At 44.9% G+C, this 23,304-nt stretch carries 17 protein-coding genes and 1 pseudogene; 14 read left to right on the plus strand and 4 right to left on the minus strand.

The genetic code is table 11. From position 1 onward, the window contains the following. The first annotated feature begins 19 nt into the window (after positions 1 to 19). Positions 20 to 457, plus strand: a complete 438-nt coding sequence (locus Q7S57_05455) for a hypothetical protein (GenBank protein ID MDO8512696.1) — start codon at positions 20 to 22, stop codon at positions 455 to 457. 176 nt (positions 458 to 633) lie between these two features. Here Q7S57_05455 and Q7S57_05460 read toward each other — a convergent pair whose 3' ends face one another. Beyond that, positions 634 to 3,186, minus strand: a complete 2,553-nt coding sequence (locus Q7S57_05460) for an ATP-dependent Clp protease ATP-binding subunit (GenBank protein ID MDO8512697.1) — start codon at positions 3,184 to 3,186, stop codon at positions 634 to 636. Between the two features lie 181 nt (positions 3,187 to 3,367). Between Q7S57_05460 and Q7S57_05465 the strand changes: the two genes are divergently transcribed. Both Q7S57_05465 and Q7S57_05470 read left to right on the plus strand, forming a co-directional pair. Next, complete coding sequence (locus tag Q7S57_05465; protein ID MDO8512698.1) at positions 3,368 to 3,862, plus strand: RecX family transcriptional regulator; 495 nt, start codon at positions 3,368 to 3,370, stop codon at positions 3,860 to 3,862. A 318-nt stretch (positions 3,863 to 4,180) separates the two neighbouring features. Then, positions 4,181 to 4,618 (plus strand): annotated as a pseudogene (locus Q7S57_05470) (Clp protease N-terminal domain-containing protein). 357 nt (positions 4,619 to 4,975) lie between these two features. Here Q7S57_05470 and Q7S57_05475 read toward each other — a convergent pair. Both Q7S57_05475 and Q7S57_05480 read right to left on the minus strand, forming a co-directional pair. Next, positions 4,976 to 5,863: a M48 family metallopeptidase gene (locus Q7S57_05475; protein MDO8512699.1), complete on the minus strand. Its 888-nt coding sequence runs from the start codon at positions 5,861 to 5,863 to the stop codon at positions 4,976 to 4,978. A 158-nt stretch (positions 5,864 to 6,021) separates the two neighbouring features. Then, entirely contained in the window at positions 6,022 to 6,573 is a 552-nt protein-coding gene (locus tag Q7S57_05480; protein MDO8512700.1) for a LemA family protein, read from the minus strand. Between the two features lie 298 nt (positions 6,574 to 6,871). On the opposite strand from Q7S57_05480, the gene Q7S57_05485 reads away from it, so the two are divergent. The 11 genes from Q7S57_05485 (at position 6,872) to Q7S57_05535 (ending at position 21,616) form a co-directional block, all read left to right on the plus strand. Next, complete coding sequence (locus Q7S57_05485; protein ID MDO8512701.1) at positions 6,872 to 12,994, plus strand: DUF2341 domain-containing protein; 6,123 nt, start codon at positions 6,872 to 6,874, stop codon at positions 12,992 to 12,994. 308 nt (positions 12,995 to 13,302) lie between these two features. Then, positions 13,303 to 14,520: a pilus assembly protein PilM gene (gene pilM / locus Q7S57_05490; protein ID MDO8512702.1), complete on the plus strand. Its 1,218-nt coding sequence runs from the start codon at positions 13,303 to 13,305 to the stop codon at positions 14,518 to 14,520. 232 nt (positions 14,521 to 14,752) lie between these two features. After that, a complete protein-coding gene (locus Q7S57_05495) occupies positions 14,753 to 15,403 on the plus strand; it encodes a hypothetical protein (protein MDO8512703.1) in 651 nt (216 codons plus the stop codon). 4 nt (positions 15,404 to 15,407) lie between these two features. Continuing rightward, complete coding sequence (locus Q7S57_05500; GenBank protein MDO8512704.1) at positions 15,408 to 16,055, plus strand: hypothetical protein; 648 nt, start codon at positions 15,408 to 15,410, stop codon at positions 16,053 to 16,055. A gap of 17 nt (positions 16,056 to 16,072) precedes the next feature. Further along, positions 16,073 to 16,366: a hypothetical protein gene (locus Q7S57_05505; protein ID MDO8512705.1), complete on the plus strand. Its 294-nt coding sequence runs from the start codon at positions 16,073 to 16,075 to the stop codon at positions 16,364 to 16,366. A gap of 74 nt (positions 16,367 to 16,440) precedes the next feature. Further along, on the plus strand, positions 16,441 to 18,186 hold the full coding sequence (locus tag Q7S57_05510; GenBank protein MDO8512706.1) for a GspE/PulE family protein: 1,746 nt from the start codon (positions 16,441 to 16,443) through the stop codon (positions 18,184 to 18,186). Positions 18,187 to 18,225: 39 nt separating this feature from the next. After that, positions 18,226 to 18,615, plus strand: coding sequence for a response regulator (locus Q7S57_05515; protein MDO8512707.1), 390 nt, complete (start codon positions 18,226 to 18,228; stop codon positions 18,613 to 18,615). Between the two features lie 29 nt (positions 18,616 to 18,644). After that, complete coding sequence (locus Q7S57_05520) at positions 18,645 to 19,742, plus strand: PilT/PilU family type 4a pilus ATPase (protein ID MDO8512708.1); 1,098 nt, start codon at positions 18,645 to 18,647, stop codon at positions 19,740 to 19,742. Between the two features lie 23 nt (positions 19,743 to 19,765). Then, positions 19,766 to 20,974: a type II secretion system F family protein gene (locus Q7S57_05525; protein ID MDO8512709.1), complete on the plus strand. Its 1,209-nt coding sequence runs from the start codon at positions 19,766 to 19,768 to the stop codon at positions 20,972 to 20,974. A gap of 103 nt (positions 20,975 to 21,077) precedes the next feature. Continuing rightward, positions 21,078 to 21,209, plus strand: coding sequence for a hypothetical protein (locus Q7S57_05530; GenBank protein MDO8512710.1), 132 nt, complete (start codon positions 21,078 to 21,080; stop codon positions 21,207 to 21,209). Next, positions 21,206 to 21,616, plus strand: coding sequence for a type II secretion system protein (locus Q7S57_05535; protein MDO8512711.1), 411 nt, complete (start codon positions 21,206 to 21,208; stop codon positions 21,614 to 21,616). The genes Q7S57_05530 and Q7S57_05535 overlap by 4 nt, the downstream gene beginning before the upstream one ends. Before the next feature lie 459 nt (positions 21,617 to 22,075). On the opposite strand, the gene Q7S57_05540 is transcribed toward Q7S57_05535, so the two are convergent. Continuing rightward, the gene (locus Q7S57_05540; GenBank protein ID MDO8512712.1) at positions 22,076 to 23,299 is read right to left on the minus strand and encodes a hypothetical protein; all 1,224 of its coding nucleotides are present in this window, start codon (positions 23,297 to 23,299) and stop codon (positions 22,076 to 22,078) included. Positions 23,300 to 23,304: the final 5 nt, after the last annotated feature.

A 23,304-nucleotide genomic window follows, 5' to 3' on the forward strand; every position in this document is an offset into this window, starting at 1 on the left:
AAAAAGGAAGGGTACGTAAATGGCGGAGATATTTTATCGGACGGATTTGAAGCGTTTTGAGCCGATTTTGGGGGAACTTTATCTGGTGATGATGGTGACGGGGGATAAGCCACGGTTGCATCTTGCCTATTATGGCAAAAAAGGCAAATACGTTGGAAGAAAAGGTCTGGCCATAATTGACGATTTTGTGGCCTCCGAATTTCGGCTGGACGGGTCGGGTATTTTTCATACGATTCGTAACATCGAAAGAGGTACTTCGGTTGTGGCTGTGCAAAAAGCTAGCGATAACGCAATTTTAGCTTTCGTGCGTTTGTGGAAAGAGGGACCCGATGATTTTCTGCGATACGTTGAAACGTGGACGAAGAAAGGGGGATTGAAAGCTGGGGAAATCAAAAGAGTTTTGCTCATCGCGCGCGAAGAAGTACGGCGACAACAGCTTTATGGCCACATGCGGTAAATCTCGTCCGCACAAAAATGCCATATTGCCACCAGTGAATGCTGGTGGATTTTTTTGTTTTGTTTCGATATGTCGAAACAAAACAATCCCCCATAGCTCATCAGAGCGACGGGGGATATTCATTGTCGGCCAATCAGGGTCCGACCCTGTTCTGCAGGGACGGACCCTGCTCGCCCCTACACGGTGACTTTTTGTTTTTGTTCTTTTTTTATTTCTATGGGTTCGATTTTGGTTTTACCTTCAGACCAAACGACATTGAATTTGTTTCCTTCCGGAAGGGAACCTTCGATGATGCCTTGCGCGACCGGATCTTCGATTAATTCTTGGACAAACTGGCGAATTGGGCGCGCGCCTTCACCGCTATTAAAGGCGCGTTCGGCGATTTGGTCGCGGACTTCGTTGGAAATTGAAGCTTCCAGGCGTTGCTTGCGGAGACGTTCCTTTAGTTCTTCTAAGTTTAGGGCGGTGATGCGACGCAGTTCCGGTAGGCCTAATGGTCGAAACACGACGATTTGATCGATACGGGAAAGTAGTTCCGGGGCCATTTCTTCGCGTAGATTACCCATCACGCGCCGTTTTACTTCATCGTAGCGTTCTTGGGATTCTTTTTTCGCGGTTTCGTCGGTGATGCCAAAACCCATCTTGGCTTCTTTGGCAAGCTCGGCTGATCCGATATTGGAAGTGAGAATGATAATTGTGTTGCGGAAGTTAGCCTTTTTACCGTGCGTGTCGGTAAGTTCTCCTTCTTCCATGATTTGCAGAAGAATGTTGAAAACGTCGTGGTGGGCTTTTTCGATTTCATCGAACAGAACGATAGAGTAGGGGCGACGACGAATTTTTTCTGTCAGTTTGCCACCATCTTCATAGCCGACATAGCCGGCGGGGGCGCCAATGAGACGCGACACGGCGTGTGCTTCCATAAATTCGGACATATCCACGCGGATCAACGCATCTTCATCTTCATAGATTTCGCGCGCCAAAACTTTAGCCAGTTCGGTTTTTCCAACGCCAGTTGGGCCCAAGAAAATAAACGAGCCGACCGGACGGTTTGGATTGGCGATGCCGGAACGGGAACGACGGATAAAGCGAGCCACGTTATTAATTGCTTCTTTTTGGCCGACAATGCGACTGCCCATGGTGCGTTCGAGGTGTAGCAATTTCTTTTCTTCGGCTTTCAGGAGGCGCGTGGTGGGAATACCGGTCATTTCGGCGATAACGGCCGCGATATCTTCACGCGTAATCGAATGGACGTGATTTTTTTCTTTTGGCATTGTGTGCAACAAATGAATTTTTTCTTCCAGACGTTTTTCTTCTTTTTTCAAAACCAATGCTTCTTCATAGCGTTCTTCTTCAATCGCGTGATTTTTTTGCGATTGTATTTCTTGTAGTTCTTCTTTGGTTTCTTGTAGTTCGCTGGTATCGGTTTTGGATTCTGTGCCGAGTTTTAAGCGGGCAAGGGAAGCGGCTTCATCAAGTAAATCCAAAGCCTTATCCGGCAAAAAACGCTCGGTGATGTAGCGCGTAGAAAGGGTGACGGCGGCTTCAATAGCGTCATCGGTAACTTCCAGGCCGTGATGTGTTTCATAGGCTTCGCGAACACCTTTTAAAATAGTAATTGATTCTTCTTCGGTTGATTCGCGTACTACGATTGGTTGGAAACGTCTTTCCAGGGCGGCGTCTTTTTCGATGTGTTTGCGGTATTCGTCCAGTGTTGTGGCGCCGACTACTTGTAATTCGCCGTTTGACAGAGCAGGTTTGAGGATATTGGCCGCGTCGAGTGAACCGCCGGCAGAACCGGCACCAACAATCGTGTGCAGTTCATCAATGAAGAGTAAAACATTTGGTGTTTCTTTAACTTCGCGAAGAATTTCTTTTAAGCGTTCTTCAAATTCGCCACGGAATGTGGTGCCGGCCAAAATGGCCGCTAAATCCAAGGAAAGAATGCGTTTTTCGGCGAGATTTCCCGGCACTTTTCCACTGGCGATGCGTTGCGCGAGGCCGATGGCAATGGCGGTTTTGCCAACGCCGGGATCGCCAATTAAGACAGGATTGTTTTTTGATTTGCGCGAAAGAATACTCATCATACGCATAATTTCTTTGTCGCGACCAATTACCGGGTCAAACTTTTTTTGCCTCGCTTGTTCCGTAAAATCGGTGCTGAAATAATCCAAACCCGGTGTTTTGGATTTAGATTTTTTTATTTGCGGTTCGGTGCCTTTGGGCATCTGGATTGGCATATTGGGCAAGCTGTTCATTCCGGAAAGGAAATTGGAGAGGTCGGGGAAATGGGCGGTGTTTTGCAAGACTGTTTTTACTTGGCGTAAGAGGGCCTTTATATCTGCCGGAGAACGTTCTAAAATGTGATAAGCGGTATTATCTTTTTGCGAAATGATGCCAAAAAGTAAATGTTCCGTGCCGATATAGCGGTGTTGGTGCTCGAAAGCTATACGCGCGGCTTTTTCAAACGCTTTTTCCGCTTGGTCGGATAATACCTCACGGAAACCTGTTTTACGGGGGAGGGTTTCCAGTTCGGTTCTTATGTATTCCGGAGTAATATTGAATTTGCGCAAAATAGTGGCGGCAATGGAACCGGTTTCTTTGGTCATTCCGTAAAGCAGATGTTCGGTATCAATTTCTCCATGTTGAAGATCGTTCGATACTTGCGAGGCGGTCGCGAGAACATGTTTTAAACGAGTTGTAAGTTTGTCTTGGATTGGAAAATTTTTCATGTTGTGCAAAAGTCTTTTTAAAAGTGTAACATATGTGGGATGATAATTGCTACGAAGTTATTGTAGGGGCAATTCCAGCCGTCGCTACCCACTTCACTAAAGCTTCGAGGGTCAAGAAAGCTAAGGCCGGCAGGCATGAATTGCCCCAATAGTGACAGATAATACTTATTAATCTCGTTCAATGACAAAAAATCCCATGAAAAAACGCGATAATTCTTGGTACGTGGCGACAATGCTTTTGGGTGTGCGACCGCGCTCGGTGGCGGAATTATTTGGACGGTTATCGGATAAAGGGTTTCCTCTGGACGAGGTGCAAAGAACGGTAGATAAGTGCCGAGAATTGGGTTATCTCAATGATAGGGAATTTGCCGTTGGTGTCTGTGACCAGTTGTTGGCGCGTAAAACCATGGGAAAAAAGAAGCTGTATGTGAAGTTGCGCTGGTTTGGTTTGAAGGAAGATTTAATTTCGGAAATTATGGCGGAAAAATTGCCACCGGAAAAAGAATTAGAGATGGCGCAATATGCGGGAAATAAAAAGAAACAGCAACTGATTAAGCGAGGAACACCGAAAGAAAAATGGTACCAAAAGATCAGTCAATACTTACTTGGTCGCGGATTTTCAGGGGAAGTAGTTGGAACAACTGTGAGCGGTTTATTAAAAATGAATGATGATTGATGATTTATGAACTAGAACAAATGCGGCGTCGTTCCTCCTCATCATTCATAAATCATTATTCATCATTCCATCACGCGTAATCGCTCACAGGTTAAGGAAATAGCCATAGCGATCGCTTCGGCGTTGTCAATCCGTGTTTGCGCTAACCAACACCGATCACGGAACGGAGCAACCTTGCTCCGTTCCGTGATCGGACGCGATGGTTATTCCTTAACCTGTGAGCGCGTACCATCACGCTGTTTGACAGCGTGATTCGTGTGTTTTATTATGCAGTGTTCCTGTGTTTCGTGTTCCTTTTATCATGAAAGCGAGTAGTTTATGTTTGAACGTTTCACTGATCAGGCACGGAAGGTTATGCAACTGGCCAACAGGCATGCACAACGGATGAATCTCGAATACGTCGGCACCGAGCATATTTTACTCGGTTTGATTGAAGAAGGTTGGGGGTTGGCGGCTGTCGTGTTGAAGAATTTCGGCGTCGATTTGGGTAGGACTCGATTGGAGGTGGAGAAGTTGGTCAAATCCGGACCCGAGATGGTCACCATTGGAAAACTGCCCCAGACGCCCAGCGCCAAGAAGGTGATCGAGTACGCGATGGAAGAGGCTCGCAATCTGAACCACAATTACATTGGCACCGAGCATATCCTGTTGGGATTGTTGCGGGAAAACGAGGGAGTTGCTGCCCAGGTGCTAATGAACCTGGGGGTGAAGATTGGGGATGTTCGCGCGGAGGTTCTCAATGTGCTTGGACATGGCCCGGAAATCAAGAAAGAATTCCAAAAAGATTCCGCTCCCGACGCGAATACTGTTTTGGAAGAACTCCTTGTTGCCGCCGGTAAGAAGCGCGAGGACTTGCCCGCTTTGTTGAGGGGGTTAGACAACAAAGAAAGCGATATTAGGGCTTTCATTACTTTTGTTCTGAAGCTAAGTGTCTTCAAGGAGTCTGAAATTAAAAAAGAAAATTCGGCCTCGGTTTCGGAGCAAAAGTGATCAATTCGGGTAACCACCCCACCCAGGCTTTGCAGAGCCTGGTTTTTTTTGTTTTATTTTGCCGAAGCAAAATAAAACAATCCCCCGTAGCTCATCAGAGCGAAGGGGGATGATGTGTCTTTCTCACCCCATTTTTTCGAGCACCGAGATGCGTTCTTCGATTGGTGGATGCGTGGAAAAAAGTTTACTGACCATTCTCCCTGAAAGGGGGTTTGTTAGGTAAAGATGAGCGGTGGCGGTATTGGCCTGGGTGACCGGCAACTGTTCTTGTTGGATTTTGCGAAAGGCGGAAATTAAGCCTTCCGGGTAGCGGGTGAGCAAGACACCCGATGCATCTGCCAGAAATTCCCGGCGTCTAGAAACGGCGAGTTGGATTAGTTGGGCGATAACAGGGGAGAGCAAGATTAGAACGACGCCGATTATTGCGAGAATTGCGCCGGCGTTGCCTTCGTTGTTATTACTGCGACGGCCACCAAATAGACGGGCGCGTAAAAATAAATCGGAAACCAAGGCGATTGTGCCCACGAAAATTGCCACAACCGTCAATAAACGAATGTCGTAATTGCCGATATGGGAAAATTCGTGGGCCAAAACTCCTTCCAACTCTTGCTTGTCCAGTTTGGCGAGCATTCCTTCGGTTACGGCGATTGATGCGTGTTTGGGATCACGTCCGGTGGCAAAGGCGTTTATTGCCGGCGAAGGGATAATATAGACGGCAGGAGTGGGGATTCCGGCTGTGATCGCGAGGTTTTCTACAATACGATAGAGTTCCGGCGAATCACTTTTGTTAATTTGCACGGCGGAATTGGCGGATAAGGCAATTTTGTCCCCGGCGTAGTAGCCGGTAAGAGAAGAAATGATTGAAATAATAATGGCAATTGGGAAAATTGCTGTTCCGCCTCCCTGGGTTTGATCAATGATGAAACCGAGGAGAAGGATGAACACTATAAAAAAGATAATCAATACCGCTGATCGGCGTTTATTGGAAGAGATGGAAGTGTAAACTGTCATAATAGTTATTAATTTTCAATTATCAATTCCCAATTTTCAAACAATTATCAATTATTTAATTGTCAAAAGTTGCGCGTTTTGGAAAATTGAAATTTGAAAATTAATTGATAATTGGTCATTGAAAATTGATAATTTTAAATTTTAAAATCCTGTGGATTTTAAAATTTAACTTGTGGTACCTCTTTTTCCGCCACGTCGTCTAATTCAAAGAAAGCACGCTGTTTGAAATTGAAAGTGGAGGCGATAAAATTGCCTGGAAATACTTGCATTGCGGAGTTCATATCGCGTACATTGCCATTGTAGAAACGACGGGAGGCTTGGATTTTGTTTTCCGTGTCGGAAAGTTCGCGCTGTAGCTCAAGAAAATTCGTATTGGCTTTCAGGTCCGGGTAGTTTTCCGCAACGGCAAAAAGCGATTTTAGGGTACCGGTTAGGGCGTTTTCCGCTTTTGCTTGGTCTTCCTGGCTTCCACTTTGCATAGCCTTTGTTCTGGCTTCAGTAACGGCCGTGAGAACACCGCTTTCGTGCGCCACGTAGCCCTTGACGGTTTCAATCAGATTGGGAATAAGATCGTGGCGACGTTTCAGTTGAACGTCAATATCCGACCAGGCTTCGTCGGTGTTGTTTTTAAGACGGATAAAACCGTTATAGGTTATTACAACCCAAAGAACGATAGCGACGACGATTACCAGGAGGATTAGCAACAACATATGTTTGTATAAGGATAATGTCTATAATGTATACCGTTTTTGCAAAGGAGCAAGGAGTTGCTAATTTCTAATTTGCAATTTCTAATTTTTTCGGCATTGGGGACTGACGTAAATAACCTGTTCATATTTTGTTTAAGTACGCTTAAGAATAAGATTACTATGATTGAACAACGTAAAGTTGCGTGACCACGTGGTTTTACGCGATGGTCGTCTAAAGGTATCAGGTACTTTTTTACCGGATAAAAAAGTACCTGATACCTTTCGTTCTGTGCTACAATAATCCAGAATACAAATACGTATGTTAAGAACTTTTAAATCGGTCTTCCCTGGTATCCTGACTGTTGTTTTATTTATGGGTTGGTTTAGTCTTGCCACGCCGAAGCTTTTTGCGGAGGAGGGGGTTGCTTCATCACAAGAGACCAGTACCACTCCCGAAGTGGACCCGTTGGCCACTTCGGGAGTGGTACTGGGTGAAGCAACTCCCGCTTCAACACCGACACCCACTTCTGATCCAACACCAACACCAAATTCAACACCGCTACCCACTCCCGATCCCACGCCCGCTGTCACTCCCCCAATTACCCCTGTTCCTAATCCCAGTCCCACGGCTACACCGGAGGGAACTGATCCCGAGAACGAAAAACCAAATATCACCAAGACGGAAGAAGATACGGATACGGGGAAACTAGTCACTCTTTCCGCGCCGGACGAGACGGTAAATAATCAAAACGTCGTCACCGGCACCGAGATCCCCGAGATCTACAAAGTCGGTCAAGAAGGAAGAATCCAAATCAAGTGGAAAAACAACAACGATCAGGCAATGCAATTCAAGGCCGAAGATAAAAACAACAACGGCAAGCTTGATTACGTCGAGTGGACCGTTCCTCATCTCTCCACCCAAGTCTTTGAAATCATCTACATCAGCAAAGCCTTCCAATTAGACGAGAACAAAGAAATAATCAGTGACATCTACGATAAGGTAAAGACCCAAGATAACAACTGGGCAACAGTAAAAGATGGCCAATCTGTCCGTGTAACCTTCCAACAAGTATTGGATAATACGAAAGATATCACGATTCACGCCAGACCAAAACAGAATCCTTTACTTTCTCTTTTTCAAGCCAAACCAAAAATCGAAGTTTATCCTGTTTATTCCACCACCCCTGAGACATCGGGGGTCCAAGCGTCCGAACCAATCGCCACGTTTCAAAGTATCGACAAAGAAAACACTTATCAAATCCTTCTCAAAGACTTAAAGACCCCTACCGATCAGTTTGATCTAAGAGTTATCAATGGCGACATTGATTTTGATTACATCGTAGATCCAGTAGGCTGGCTGACAAACTGGACTCACAGAAAGAAGATCACCATTGCCAACACCAATGTGGATGCGGATTTAACGGATTTTCCGGCACTGGTGAGCATTACTGCTGATGCGGATTTGGCAACCGCACTGGCAACTGGCTACGACATCAGGTTCACGGATTCCGGCGGAAGCACTTTGCTTTCCTACGAACGAGAATCTTGGTCAGGAGGCGCAGGCGCCAGCGCCACAGGAATCTTCTGGGTCAAAGTGCCAACCATCGACGACACCGTGGACACCGACATTTATGTGTACTACGGCAAAAGTGACGCCGTCGACGGCCAATCGGCCGTCAATGTGTGGGATAGCAATTACAAAGGCGTGTGGCACATGGACGACGGGGCAGACACAAGCCACATTAACGATTCGACTTCCAATGGAAAAACCGGAACAAAGGAGGGGGCAGCAACACCTTCGCAAACAACAGGATTGATCGGAAAGGCACAAAGCTTTGCCGCGCAACAAATCTCCACATCGAATATCGGGGTTTCTACGGTCGCTGGCGATAAAACAACGGTAGATTTTTGGATGAAGTGGGACGGAACGGACGAAGTGATGCCGTTCGGATTCGCGGCCTACGACCTGTATATGCATTTATCCGGCATAGGATTCAATTCCGCGCAAGGCGATGTATATGGCATCCCGACGACCGGATTCTCCGGGAACTGGAAGCACATAACGGCTGTGTTTTTTAACGGAGCATACACGGGGAATACGAAGATCTATGTCAACGGAGTCTCCCAAACACTGACGCAGCTGTTTGGAGGCGCAGGAAGCGCGACCGTCAGCGTCAATCCTATGATCAGTGGCTGGGGATATAATTCGGGGTATAAATTTTCCGGATTATTGGATGACGTGAGAATATCGAATCTTGAGCGCTCTGCGGAGTGGATTAAGTTTGAATATTATAATCAAAGCTCGGCAAATGCAGAACTTACTTTTGCAAGCCAAGAAAACAATGTAAGCTGGTTGGCTGGCTGGAGCAATAGAAAGAAAATCACTATTGATCATACTAAAGTTGGTGGAGGCACTGAAACCCAAACCAACTTCCCGGTTCTTATTTCCCTCACAGGCTTATCCGGCATCAATGCCAATGGCACCGACATCAGATTCACTGCTGATGATGGTGGAACATATCTTGCCCGCGAAATTGAAAGTTATTCCGCCGGCGCCCTTACCGCCTGGGTGAAAATTCCAACATTATCCCACACCGCAGACACCGTGATTTATATGTACTATGGCAATAGTAGCGCTACCGAGCCCGCCGCCAATTCCACGTATGGAAGCCAAAATGTGTGGGACAGCAGTTTTAAAGGCGTGTGGCATTTGAAGGAAGCAACAGGAGTAAACAATGCCGACTCAACCAGCAACGCCAACACAGGAACGCCAACGAATGGTCCAGTGCAAGCCACAGGGAAAGTTGATGGCTCATTGAGCTTTGATGGGGGGGATGATTATGTAAATGTAGGAACTATTATTAATGTCGGCAACACGTTTAGCGTCGATGCTTGGTTCAACGCCAATGAAGTAAAGACAGCCGGTTTAGTTTCAGTAATTGATTCAGGTGGGGACGGTCACTATGGCATTTGGACGAGAAACGACGGCACTGTTGAACTAATACTAGACTGGTCGACTGGATGGACAAGTGTATCAACCACATATAGCACAAACAATTGGATACATATTATTGGCACATTTGATGGTACAACACTTCGTCTTTACAAAAATGGAATACTAGCGATTTCAAATACACCATCTGGTACTCCGATAAATGCTTCCAACAACTTAGTAATTGGAGCGATAACGGCAGCGAGCTTTCCATTCAACGGTCTCCTCGATGACACTCGCGTTTCCTCCACCGCTCGCTCCGCAGGTTGGATTGCTACCGAGTATGCCAACCAAAACTCTCCGGGGACTTTTTATGCAACCGATGATACCGGCGGAACCAGCAACAACATTGTTTGGACAGATGGTTCGGGAGACAACTTGTGGAGCACCGCCGGCAACTGGCAAGGCGGAGTAGTCCCAACCGCCAGTGACACCGCGGTGTTTAATTCCTCTGCCACCGGAAACGTCACCATAGACACAAATGCCAGCGTCAAAGGCATCAACATTGCCAGCGGTTACACCGGAACTATCACGCAATCTGCAAGTTACACCGTCACTATAGGAACCAGCGGTTTTACCCAAGCCGACGGCGTGTTTTCCGCCGGAGCCGGAGCCTTCACCGTGTCCGGCAATTGGGCGCACTCCGCAGGAACATTTACCGCCAACTCCGGCACGGTCACGCTCAATGGCACCGCTCAAACCATCTCCGGCAGCACCACTTTCTACAACCTCACCAAGTCCGTAGCCTCTGCCGACACCCTCACATTTACCGCAGGAACAACACAGACAATTACCAACACCCTCACTCTCAACGGCGCCAGCGGACAACTGCTCTCGCTTCGTTCTTCCTCAACGCCAACGCAATGGAGCATCGATCCCCAAGGCACGAAATCATTCTCCTACCTGGATATCCAAGACTCCAATAATATTAACGCCGTCAAAGCCAACGCTGGTTCCACCTCCATCTCTTCCGGTAACAATACCAACTGGTTCTTTGATGACACACTTCCGACAATCCAATCCGTCTCTTCCGATAAAGCCAATAACACATACACGACCGGTACCGTCATCGATATCGACCTCACGTTCTCCGAACCCGTTACCTTAACCGGTACCGGCACGATCACCCTCGAAACAGGGACAACAGATCAAACCTGCGATTTTCAAGTTACCGACTCCGCTACAACAACCTGCAACTATACCGTGCAAACAGGAGACACCAGCAGTGATCTCACTGTTAAAACAGTGGAAGGAACAATCAAAGATTCAGCAGAGAATCAAATGACCAATTTTGTGCCCGCCTCCAACCTCGCCGTAAACAAACAAATTGTAATCGATACTTTCCCCACCGCACCCTCTAATCTAACCGCCACCGTTCTTTCTTCTTCTTCCATTAAGTGGGACTGGACGGATAACAGCAGTAACGAAGCCGGTTTTAAGTTGTACTCCTCCACAGGGACGCTTCTTGCGACCGTTTCTACAGGGGTAACCACATATACCGAGACAACGCTCACGGAAAACACCACATACAATCGCAAAGTCGTTTCATACAACAACGCCGGCAATTCTGCTTATTCTTCCACCGTTTCCGCGCTCACCAAACTAAACGCGCCATCGCTACTTTCCGGTCTCGCCATCTCTTCTACCAGTATTACCTGGAGCTGGACAGACAACAGTGGTGATGAAACAGGGTTCAAATTGTATGATGAAAATAATGATTTGGTTGCTACGATTTCGACAGTCAATCGAACATACTACACCGAAACAAGTCTCACCAAAGGAACCAGTTACACCCGCAAGGTTGCTTCCTATAACGATGATGGCACGTCAAGTTATTCCAACACCGTCACCGTCCAAACCCTCGCCCTCGCTCCCGCTTCACCAAAGCTTTTCACACCTGTTCCCGGCGCAGAGTTGGACACGCTCACGCCGACCTTCTCCTTTGGCCGTGTCTCCACCCTAGACGGCATCAAGTCGTACACCCTGCTAATCTACACAGAAGGAAGCACAACTAAGTCATACACGATTACTGATCTCCCTGATGGTTCCGTCGTCAACAACTCCGACTACACCGCCGAAGGTAATCAAGATTCCATAACCATCACCCTGAAAACAGAAGCCGGTCTTGTCAAAGGTCCCCACACATGGAAGGTGCGGGCCACGGACAACAACAACGCAACGGGAGACTCCGACTTCGCTTCCTTCACCATTGTCCTTACCGAAACCACCGCCGTCATCTCTCAACCCACTCCCACCGCGACCAGCAGTCCCGCTCCGTTGGAAGAACTGGCCGTTAAACCTCTTACTCCCGCCGAAGTAACCAAGCAGTACCAAGCAGGGAAGACTCCCTCCCGTACCAGTCCCTCACTCTGGCTTGATAACCTGGAGAAACAAGCGCAGATCAGAGCGGATAAGCAAACGGAGAATATGGATCAGCTGTTAAGCAAGTTTATTCCATTTGAGAAGATCCAAGCTTTTAATAACCGCCTGCAAGCCTTTATGCAAAGTCTCCAACAAAAATTAGCCAGTTTCTTTAATACAATGAAGAATCAAATAATCGCCTTCTTCACTAACACAACGCCTTCCAGTGTTCAACGTTTCTTCGCTTTCCTTTCTTCCTTCTTCCAAAACACAAGCAATTGGTGGGCGGAGCTGATGCAACAGGGCCGAGCGAACAGACTGGCGCTCGCGGAACAGGGAACAAACATCTTTGTCGTTTCGTTTAATCCCGTGAACAAAGTGGTGTCAAGTATGCAAGCGGGTGTGTTTAACATTATTGAGAAGTTCCAAGGCATCAACACGCCCAAAGATGCCATCCTTGCCGATATCACGGCCAACCAGACCGCGCTTAAGCAATCTACCAATCGTCTGGTCGAAGGTACCGTCGATTTCTTCGGCCGACAGTTTAACGCGACGAAGAAAATCGCCATCTCCCTCTTCGCGGGGGCGCACACCACGTTCCGTTATAAGGTTTTGGCGGGAACGGGCGTAATTATAAGGAATACCGGTACTTGGCTTCACAATCTAATGAGTCAAGGCCGAGAGAACCGATTGGCGCTGGCGGGGAGTGGAACGAAGGTAGTAAACACCATCATTGATCCTGTACAGAGAGTGAGAAAAGCCGCCTGGCTTGGTTCCATTCAAGCATTGGAAGTTCTGGAAGGCAAAGACCAACTGAAACTCGCCATCGCCGACGTCCATCTTTCTGAGATACTAAACAACGAAGCCACGCTTAATTGGTCCACCAATCGTGTGACTTACGCCAAAGTCAACTACGGCGAATCCCTGATGTATGGCGAAGAAGTATTTATCAACGACTATCAAAATAAACAAACAATAAAGTTGCCAAACCTAAAACCCAACACGAAGTATTATTTCGAGATTATTGTTACCGATCTGCAAAAAGAACAAGCGTACGACGCGTATTATAGTTTTGTGACGAAAGAGTAGACGGACTGCCAGGGTCGGATATCGGGTCGGACTGCTGTAGCGGTCCGACCCGCATTGGTCGGCGACACGTTGCCGCCAATCAAGGTCGGACCGCTCGGCAGTCCGACCTTACGCAGACGGGTCCGACCCTGAACCCAACGTGGTTCAGGGGTCCGACCTTAATGCGTCGTCTAATTCAGTCCCCTAAATGACGATTTTAGAAATTAGATATTAGTAATTGGAAATTTTTAAAACGATATGATTTTGTCATATCTGCTATTTAGCGTTATACTATCTTTATCAAAAAACAAACTAACATTTCGTAACACATGTCCCTATTTTCCAGAAAAGAATCTTATATCGGTTTAGATATTGGTACGTCTTCAATAAAGATTGTTGAATTGAAGCGAGAGGGGAAGGATCAAATAAGATTAGTTACCTATGCGTCCGCGAAGAGCGCGGAGTCTTTGGCGAGTGATCAAAACAATTCAGCCGTCGCGCATGTTGCGACAATCGCGCACGAGATATTACGGCGCGCGGGGGTGACTTCTTCGGAAGTGGTAGCCGCGCTTCCCAGTTTGTCTGTTTTTTCTGCTGTACTTTCTCTCCCTGATATGAGTGAACGTGATTTGGAAAAGGCGGTTGTTTTGGCGGCCAAAAATTATGTACCATCGCCATTAAAGGATGTTGTTTTGGGTTGGACGGTGATGAAGGAGGGTATTTCGTCAAAACCGGCATTGCCTGTGGATAAATCCAATAATCAGATGCAGTCGGTTGTAGGTGCCGTGGGAAAATTTGTTGATTTGAAAAAAAATGAAAATTCGGGCCAAGAGAAGCAAATTGTTCCGGTTGTTCCCGAAGATAGCGCCGAATTGAAAGTGCGTCGCCCTCTTGCGAAGAAAAACTCGGAAATATTTTTGACGGCTGCTCCCAAGGAATTGGTGCAACGCTATTCGGCGGTGATTGATCGATTGAATTTGAGCTTGGTTGCGTTGGAAGTCGAATCTTTTCCACTTTCACGTTCTCTTTTGGGGAACGCGAAGGAACCGGCGTTATTGGTGGATATTGGCGATTTGGCGACAAATTTTTCGATTGTGGATAACGGTTATTTGCGCATCAACCAGAGTGTCGATATTGGCGGAGCCGTATTAACCAAGGCTGTTGTCTCAAAATTTGGTGTTTCGTTGGAAGTGGCGGAAGCGCGCAAGTTTTCCTTTGGTTTAACTTCGGAAAAAGATAATGAAAGTACGGCAATGGCTTTAAAACCGGTAGTAAAAGATATTATTGATCGAAGTATTAATCTAAAACGTATTTTTGAAAGAAAAAGCAATAAGGTTGTTGGTCGCGTGGTATTGATTGGCGGGGGGGCGAACCTAAAAGGTCTTGCGCAATTTTGGCAAGAAACATCGGGGATGTTTACCGAGGTGGGAAATCCATGGAAAGGCGTGCGGGTTCCGCTCACTTTAACTAATAAGTTAATTGCAAACGGGCCTTCTTTCGCGGTGGCGGTTGGTTTGGCATTGCGCGAATTGGAACTTGGGGACTGACGTAAATAAACTATCCATCTTATGTCCACTACATCTCTGACTACAATTACTACTCAATCACAAAATCTCTCACCGTACTTACAGTACGCCTCAAGATTTTGTTCAATCGTAGTAACCGTATTCAGAGCGTATTGAACAGAATATGGACAGGTTATTTACGTCAGTCCCCAAAGCGAGTAAAATAGAATAAGTTATTCACAGGAGAGATATACACACTAAACAAAACACTACAATGCCGAAAATAAATCTAGCTCAAGAAACAATGCGAAACCAAGCCATTGCGCGACGACGCAAGGTTGTGTATTTATTTTCGATTGTCGTCTTGGTGATTGTTGGTGCGTTTTATTTTGGCGTTTTGTTGCTAACAAAAAATTCTGAGGGAAAAGTGGCCGAAGTTGATAAACGTATCAAGGGTTTGGAACAACAAATTAAATCGCGCGAAGTCTCGGCAAAACAGATCAAGGCGTTTAGTATGCGTTTAGTTAATGTGGAGAGTCTTCTGAAAAACCATACGCGCTGGTCAACGACTTTGAGTGAGCTGGAGCGCCTAGTTTTGCCATCTGTTAGCATCCTTGGATTAAATGGCGGTGCGGATACCAAAGAGATCACGATGGATGTTTCGGCGCCAACAATCGAAACCGCGGCCGATCTTGTCGTGTCGCTAGAATCGGAGGCAAAAAATAATGAAACATTTTTCAGTAACGTTATTGCGTCATCATTGGGTTCGAGTAGTTCGAGCAGTTCAACGCCTAACGCAAGTACTGTTTTTGCTACAAAGCTTAAGTTTATAGTTAAACCGGAAGGGTTTCTTGATAAGAACATTTCCGTTTCTTCAGCCGAGTCTCCGGCTGTGGCGACGCCCGTTAATCCATTAATTCCCTAATCTTATGGCACGCGCAACAACTGGTCTTTCTTACCTAACATTTGGTGTTGTAGTTTTGGGCTCATTAGTCTTTGGTGTTTTCGTCTTAATTCCGCAATTTGGACAATACAATTCGGCAAACGCGCAATTGGCACAGGCGTTAACGCAAGAACAAAATAACCAAGCCTTCTTGGATAATTTGGATCTGCGAACTGAAGAGTTGAAAAAATATAGTGCTGATGCGAAAGCGCTTAGTGTGGTTTTGCCGGATAGATTTATGCAGAGCAGTTTTTGGGTAAATATTAATGATTTGGCCATAAAGGCGGGAGTAGTGGTAAACACGATAAGTGATTCAAAAAAAGAAGCTGTTCCGCAAAGTAATACAAATCAACCAGTGGTGACCGCAAAATCCGTGTTGGCGAGTGACGGCACTCCGGTTGTTCAGGAAAATATTGTTTCGTCTCCAACCTCGAGATTGGAAAAATGGGTGACGTCTATTCAGGTTAAAGGTAACTATTCGCAGATTAGGGCGTTTATCAAGAATTTAGAGAGTTCTCTTATTCTTTCGGATTTGAAGGAGCTTAAGTTGTCTCCGGGAGCGTCTTCCGATAAAAGTACCGTAGTGGATATGCTTTCGGCCGACATGACGATTCGAACATATGTTCAACCTTAGTTCATAATACCGATACCATGAATTCACAAAATATCAGAGTTGTCGCTTATAGTGCAGTGGGGGTATTAGTATTAGTGCTTGTTGGTATTGTTAGTTACATTTATTTATCCGGCCGACAGCCGGCGGGTTTACAGCAGGTTGCGCGTTTAAATGTGGGCGGTGTTTCGTCGAATGAGGCTAATAGTCCCTTTAATGTCGCGGTGTTAAACAGTGGTGCGTATAAAGCGCTGGATAAGTCCTTGCTTGATGCGGATAAGTTGCCCGTAAAAGTGCCGGAAAACAGAGGTAAAGCCAATCTTTTTGGAATATAGTTTTAATGAGAGGAGAATGAGTGAAGAAATATTCAGGGCGGTAACGCTTGAGTAATTTGCGATTTTTAAAAAATATGGCTCAATATAATCAAGGTTCAATCGAAGATGTCTTAGAAGAATGGGGTTTTCTTGCGACTGATCAAAAAGAAACACTTAGGGATACGGCGATTAAAAGTGGTCGCACGATCGATGAGATTTTGTTGAGTGAAAGAGTTGTTCCCGAAGAGCAGTTTTATCGTGCCAAAGGAAAAGTACTTGGTATTCCATACATCAATTTGGCAGATTTAGAGATACAACCGGACGCCGTTTCAGTTATTGCCGCGGATGTGGCAAAGAATTATAATTTTTTAGCTTTTGCTAAAGACGGGACGACATTGCATGTGGCAATGGCCCAACCGGACGACTTTCAGGCGTTGGAAGCATTAAAATTTCTAACAAAAAATACGGGCTTAAAAACGGAAATTCATATCGCTTCGGCCACATCTGTTTTGGACGCGCTTTCAAAGATTTCCGGTGGCTTGACCGGGGAAGTGCAGAGCGCGATCAGAGAGTTTAATGAGGAATTGGAAGATGTTCGAAAGGATGTAAGGGGCGGTGACAGAGATGTGGAAAAAATAGTCGGCGAAGCGCCCGTTACAAAAGCGGTGGCGGTTATTTTACGCCACGGCATTGAAGGAAAGGCGTCGGATGTACACATTGAACCAAGCGCGGAAAATTTGCGCGTCAGATTTCGTGTTGATGGGTTGCTATATACGAGCCTTCTTTTGCCGTTAAAACTGCATAATCCGTTAACATCGCGTATTAAAATTTTAAGTAATTTAAAAATAGACGAACAGAGATTGCCACAAGACGGTCGGTTTTCCACAAGCGCCGGTGGGCATGAATATGACATCCGTGTCTCTATTTTGCCAACGGTCTACGGTGAAAAAATTGTTTTACGTATTTTGGACAAATCGCAAGGGGCGGTACCGTTTGAAAAACTTGGTTATACCGGTGTGCGCTTGGAACACTTCAAAGCATCTTTAGCTAAGCCACACGGATTAATATTGATCACCGGCCCAACCGGTTCTGGAAAATCAACAACGTTATACACAGCTATTGATAGCATCTGTGATTCAACTCTTAATGTTGTTACTCTCGAAGATCCTGTTGAATATCGTATCGCGGGCACCAATCAGTCACAAATTAATTCGGATATTAATTTTTCTTTTGCTAATGGTTTACGAAGTATTTTGCGTCAAGATCCCGATATAATTATGGTTGGAGAAATTCGTGACAAAGAAACGGCCGAATTGGCGGTACATGCCGCGTTAACCGGTCATTTGGTGTTGTCTACGTTGCATACCAATGACGCAATCGGCGCAATTCCGCGCTTGATCGACATGGGACTTGAACCGTTTTTGTTGGCTGCCGTGTTTCGCGTGGTTGGCGCGCAACGTTTGGTTAGACGTCTTTGTGAAGCGTGTAAAAAAGAAGTTCCCATTCCAATGGAATTTCGTGATATAATAACCAATGTAATCGCAACTGTTCCTGATTCAGAAAAAACGGAAGCAAATCAGAAAGATCCTAAGGTTCTTTATGAAGCCGAGGGATGTAAGGATTGTGGTGGCAAGGGCACGAGCGGGCGTATCGCTGTCGTGGAAGTTATCCCAATTACAGAGGATTTAAGGCAGGCGATGATGTTGCGTAAATCGCAAGCGGATATGTATAAGATTGTTGTAAAGGAAAGAATTCTTTCAATGCGTCAAGACGGTTTTCTTAAAGCGTTACTCGGAGTAGTATCATTAAGAGAGGTTCTCGAAGTTACGTCAGAGGATTAGTAAGTGTAAAATTTTTTATCATTAGCAAACCATCTGATTATGGATCCAGCCAAAGCAAAAATATTACTAGTTGAAGATGATACGTTCATTTCGGGCATGTACCAAACAAAACTTTCGATGCTTGGCTATTCAGTGCGGGTTGCTTCTGACGGTGAAGCAGGGTGGGCAGAGTTGCAAAAAGAGGCACCGAATATTGTTTTGCTGGATATTGTTCTTCCCAAAAAAGATGGCTTTGAGATTCTTAGTGAAATCAGAGCAAGCGCGACTTTAAAGAATTTGCCGGTAATTTTATTAACAAACCTTGGTCAAAAACCGGACGTTCAGAAAGGTTTGGAATTAGGCGCCGATGACTATATTATTAAGGCGCATTTCACGCCAACTGAAGTTGTGGAAAAGATTGAAAAAATGTTAGCCAAAAAAATAGCCTGAAGTAGTAGCAGATTTAATAACATAAAAAAATGATCGGACGAACACCGGAAAATCTTCTTAAAGACCTTTTCGAGCATGTAATTAGTCGTAATGCGTCTGATTTGCACTTGTCGGTGGGGAGACCGCCCGTAATTCGTATCGATGGGAAACTTTTTTCGGTTCCGGAGGTTGGTGTGTTAACAAAAATTGATTTAAATGAGGTGTTTAAGGCGATTGGTGGAGAAGAAAGGGCCAAGAAATTTGATCAAGGTCAACAAGAGGTGGATTTTGCCTTTGCGCATGAAAGCGGTTTCCGCTTCCGTGTTAATGTCTATTTAACTTCTCAGGCGATAACAATCGCCATGCGGACAATTCCTCGCGACATTCGTACCTTGGATGAATTAAGTCTTCCGCACGAATTAGAGCAGTTTGCAAAACCGTCGCAAGGTTTTGTTTTAATTACCGGCCCAACTGGACACGGAAAAACAACTACCATGACGGCGATTGTGAATATAATTAATCGATCGAAAGTTGCTCATGTTATTACTATTGAAGATCCTGTGGAATATGTTTACGTGGAAGATAAATGCCTGATTCATCAACGGGAAATTGGTCGTGATACCGAATCATTCTCGCAGGCGCTGAAAATGGCTTTTCGTGAAGACCCGAATGTCGTAGTGGTTGGTGAAATGCGTGATTTGGATAGCATTGCTACGGCTTTAACTATCGCGGAAACCGGTCACATGGTGTTTGCCACTTTGCACACCAACAATTCCGCGCAAACCATCGACCGTATCGTTGATGTTTTTCCTGTCGGGCAACAGGCCCAAATTAGAACGCAGTTGGCGGGAACATTAACAGGGATTGTTTCACAGCGGTTAGTGCCGGCCAAGAACGGTGGTCGCTTACCGGCAGTTGAATTGCTTTTGGCCACACCAGCCGTTCGAAACTTAATTCGTGAGGGTGAAACGGCGCAAATTCCAGGGGTAATTCAAACTAGCGCCTCCCAAGGGATGATTCCTTTGGAAAGATCACTTAAATCGTTGGTTGATCAGAACCTTGTAACAGTAGAGGAAGCAATGGTTTTTGCTTCCGACCCGTCGCTTCTTGGGTATAGCGATTTTGCGATGGGCAGTTCTATGGTATAATTTAGTCACACAAATAAACACACATGGCGGACTATCAATATCGCGTACGTAATCGGCAGGGAAACATTTCACGGGGTGTTATTAAAGCATCATCGGAAGAAGAGGCTGTTGAGATGTTGGGACAACACGGGCTCGTGCCGATTGAAATCCGTGATTCTAAAGATACATCTTTTTTCAGCAAAGAATTAACACTCAAAAACGTATCGGTGCGCGATCGCGCGATATTCTCGCGTCAATTGGCGACGATGATTTCTTCCGGTATTCCTATTTTACAGGCCCTGCGTATTCTGGTTTCTCAAACGGAAAATTCCAAGCTCGCCGATATTTTGAGAGAAGCTACATACGATATTGAAGGCGGGGAATCGTTGAGCAATGCGTTAGAAAAATATCCGCACCAATTTTCTGAATTCTTTATTAGTATGGTACGCAGTGGCGAGCAAAGTGGACGCGTGGCGGAGGCGTTGGAACGATTGGCAGACAACGAGGAAAGGAACTATTCCCTTATTAGCAAAGTGAGAGGCGCTCTGATTTATCCCGCCTTCGTTATTTCCGCCATGCTGGTAATGGGTCTATTGATGGTGGTGTTTGTTATTCCGCAATTAACGGGGCTGTTTGATCAGTCGGATGTTGAATTGCCGTTTATCACAAAAGTATTGATGGGAAGTTCCACGGTCATTGGGACTTATTGGTGGTTTATTCTGCTTTTTATAATCGTTGCAGGTGTTTTAATTTCGTTCTATGTGCGTACAACGGAGGGTAGGTATAATATGCACGCGATAATGTTGCGATTGCCAATTGCCGGTCGGTTACTTCAGAAAATGTACCTCGCGCAGTTTACCGGAGCGATGGAAGTGCTGGTGAAAAGTGAAATTCCCGTGGTGCAGGCCTTGATGGTGGCGCGTGATATCATGGGTAATAAAATTTATCGTCAAATCATTGACGAAACGGCCGAAGAGGTTAAAAACGGTTCAACCATTTCTTCTGCTTTTGAAAAATATCCGGAAATTCCAATGATGGTTTCGCAGATGATCAGTGTTGGTGAGCGTAGCGGTGAATTGGGCAAGTCTTTAAGTTCCGTGAATCGTTTTTATCAAAGAGAAGTGAACGATGCTGTGCAAAACATAACGCAATTAATTGAACCGGTTGTTATCGTAGTTCTTGGTGTTGGTGTGGCCGTAATGATTATGGCGGTGTTGATGCCAATTTATCAGTTGGTAAATGTGATACAATGAGGGTAGCTTTTAGGTTAATTTTGAACTTAGAAGCAAGATGGGCCTTGAAGAATAACTGGTTTATTTACGCCCAAAATTACCAATGTCCAATTACCAATTTCCAATGAAATTTCAAATTCCAAAAACGTCGTCTTTGCGCCTGCCGGCCGTAGCTTTAGCGAAGGCTGGAGCCAATCTCCTGAACTTTCGTATTGAAAACATTACTATTTTATCGAGAGGAGGTGATCGCGTGTGAAAAAGTTAAATAACAAAGGTTTTACCCTCATCGAATTGTTGGTTGTTATTGCGATCATCGGATTGCTAGCATCAATGGTTTTGGTGGCGGTATCAACAGCAAGAGCAAAGGCGAAGGATGCCCGCGTTAAAGCTGATGTTCAACAAATTAGGGTTCTTGCGGAAGCTTCGGCGAGTGATTCTGGTTCTTACTCAGACACGACTAGTTGGCCTACAGCAGCACAAACATCTTACGGAACACTTTCTGGTGATATTGGATCTCAAGGAGGTACGGTTACAAAAAATGTTAATGGAACAACCTCGTTCTGTATTAGTTCAACTTTGCCATCTGATAGTACTAAGAGTTTTTGTTTGGCGACTACAGGCAAAACTGGTACCGTTGCGTGTGGAACAGGAGATTGTCCGTAAAGATACAAATGGAAAAAAACAACGCGGAAAATCCCGCGTTGTTTTGTATTGTAGTTTTCCCCGACTTCGTGCCTACTCTCTGTTTAGTTCCCGACTTCGGAGGTGTTTGACATAACAATAAAATATGATTTATTAATCAGCTTGCATTGGCCAATTATGTGATTTTCAACATATGAAAAAACGCACTAACGCGACGTTTTTTTCACTTTTTTGTCTTTGACAAATTCTAAAATATTTAACTTAATAATTAGCTTATACTAGCTAATTATTTTTGATTTACACCAGTAAAAAACTTTTTTCAAAGGATTGCAAAAAATTGTTTTATTTTCGTACATGAGTGTTTATAAAGAAACGCACTAAACCTCCGAACTCAGGACAAATGGAAAAAAACAACGCGGAAAATCCCGCGTTGTTTTGTATTGTAGTTTTCCCCGACTTCGTGCCTACTCTCTGTTTAGTTTATAGGTGGGTTTGTGTTGATTTTTTTTCTAGTGATGCCGTAACAAATATTAAGACGATAATGTAAAAGATAATTATTCGGGAGAACCATAGCGCAAGGTTGCTAAACGATGGGACAAACAGCGCAAGTAATTGTAATGGCAGGATTGTAAATAACGCGAGATAAAAAATTTGTCGGGCATATAAATTAAATTTGATAAACAATTTTTCATACAAAATATCCATCGTAAACAGCGAAAGAAAGATGTGCAGAATAAAAATTATTTGATAAAAGAACCGTAAATTATTCATTGATGATTTTAAGAGCAAGACCGTTGTTACACTTATGGTTAAAAATAAGGCCATTAGAAACAGTCTTGGAATTGTTAATTTATGCTTTAAGGTAATGAGGAAAGAAAGAGAAATAAACGCGATAAAGGTAAGCGGTGCGTCTAAAATGAAACTGCTAAAAGTCACTTCTCGAAAATAGTAGGCGGGTATAATGTTTGTAGCGATATCGGTATCGATTAAGCTTGTAGTTCCCAAAAGTGATGAGCTCAAGAACGAAAAAGGGGAGTGCCAAAGATAGGGATCGGTTAGAAAAAATACAGCAATAGCAATTATTGCTAGAATAATCATGTTTTTGAATGAGTGATAATACCAGATCAGAACGGGTATAAATACGGCCAGCATTAGGGTCATATGGATTCTCGAAGCAAGTGCTAGCCCAATGCAAACACCAATGAATAAGGTGTCTAATGGGAGTGTTTTTCTTTCTTTAACGTGATAAAGCGTGATAATCCAGGCTAATCCAAGCAATTTAGCGGTGATTATATCGGAAGGGTTGGTGAAAAGCGCATAGTCGCTACCCAGTAAAATTGCAATCCAAACAAGCCACCAGAGATTGTTTCTGTATATTTTAAAAACATAGAAAAGGATAAAAAACGTCGCAAAAGAGTCTATAATTACACACGCTAAGCGAATACTGCGCAGTGGTGAAAACAGATTTGAAGGAAAAAGATTTGATACCAACAAAGGAAATGTTCCCGGGTGCGTGGAATGGATACTCGGATTAAAGTCGAAACTATGCGTCCGCAGGTCGTTTACTAGTTGGATTTTCTTTCCAACCCAGTAGCCCCCGTCAGCAATACCTGCGGTATTCCAAAGAAAAAGAGAAATTAAAAATATAGCCAGAAAGATGATGGGAAAGCAACGAATGGGGTTTATTTGGCTAATTTTGTACATTAGGG

The sequence above is a fragment of the bacterium genome (assembly GCA_030647555.1).
Classification (GTDB): Bacteria; Patescibacteriota; Andersenbacteria; order UBA10190; family CAIZMI01; genus CAIZMI01.

Excerpts from the sequence above, each read along its gene's own strand:
- Q7S57_05455 (MDO8512696.1), top strand. The coding sequence starts at position 20 with ATGGCGGAGATATTTTATCGGACGGATTTGAAGCGTTTTGAGCCGATT.
- Q7S57_05460 (MDO8512697.1), bottom strand. The coding sequence starts at position 3,186 with ATGAAAAATTTTCCAATCCAAGACAAACTTACAACTCGTTTAAAACAT.
- Q7S57_05465 (MDO8512698.1), top strand. The coding sequence starts at position 3,368 with ATGACAAAAAATCCCATGAAAAAACGCGATAATTCTTGGTACGTGGCG.
- Q7S57_05475 (MDO8512699.1), bottom strand. The coding sequence starts at position 5,863 with ATGACAGTTTACACTTCCATCTCTTCCAATAAACGCCGATCAGCGGTA.
- Q7S57_05480 (MDO8512700.1), bottom strand. The coding sequence starts at position 6,573 with ATGTTGTTGCTAATCCTCCTGGTAATCGTCGTCGCTATCGTTCTTTGG.
- Q7S57_05485 (MDO8512701.1), top strand. The coding sequence starts at position 6,872 with ATGTTAAGAACTTTTAAATCGGTCTTCCCTGGTATCCTGACTGTTGTT.
- pilM (MDO8512702.1), top strand. The coding sequence starts at position 13,303 with ATGTCCCTATTTTCCAGAAAAGAATCTTATATCGGTTTAGATATTGGT.
- Q7S57_05495 (MDO8512703.1), top strand. The coding sequence starts at position 14,753 with ATGCCGAAAATAAATCTAGCTCAAGAAACAATGCGAAACCAAGCCATT.
- Q7S57_05500 (MDO8512704.1), top strand. The coding sequence starts at position 15,408 with ATGGCACGCGCAACAACTGGTCTTTCTTACCTAACATTTGGTGTTGTA.
- Q7S57_05505 (MDO8512705.1), top strand. The coding sequence starts at position 16,073 with ATGAATTCACAAAATATCAGAGTTGTCGCTTATAGTGCAGTGGGGGTA.
- Q7S57_05510 (MDO8512706.1), top strand. The coding sequence starts at position 16,441 with ATGGCTCAATATAATCAAGGTTCAATCGAAGATGTCTTAGAAGAATGG.
- Q7S57_05515 (MDO8512707.1), top strand. The coding sequence starts at position 18,226 with ATGGATCCAGCCAAAGCAAAAATATTACTAGTTGAAGATGATACGTTC.
- Q7S57_05520 (MDO8512708.1), top strand. The coding sequence starts at position 18,645 with ATGATCGGACGAACACCGGAAAATCTTCTTAAAGACCTTTTCGAGCAT.
- Q7S57_05525 (MDO8512709.1), top strand. The coding sequence starts at position 19,766 with ATGGCGGACTATCAATATCGCGTACGTAATCGGCAGGGAAACATTTCA.
- Q7S57_05530 (MDO8512710.1), top strand. The coding sequence starts at position 21,078 with ATGAAATTTCAAATTCCAAAAACGTCGTCTTTGCGCCTGCCGGCCGTA.
- Q7S57_05540 (MDO8512712.1), bottom strand. The coding sequence starts at position 23,299 with ATGTACAAAATTAGCCAAATAAACCCCATTCGTTGCTTTCCCATCATC.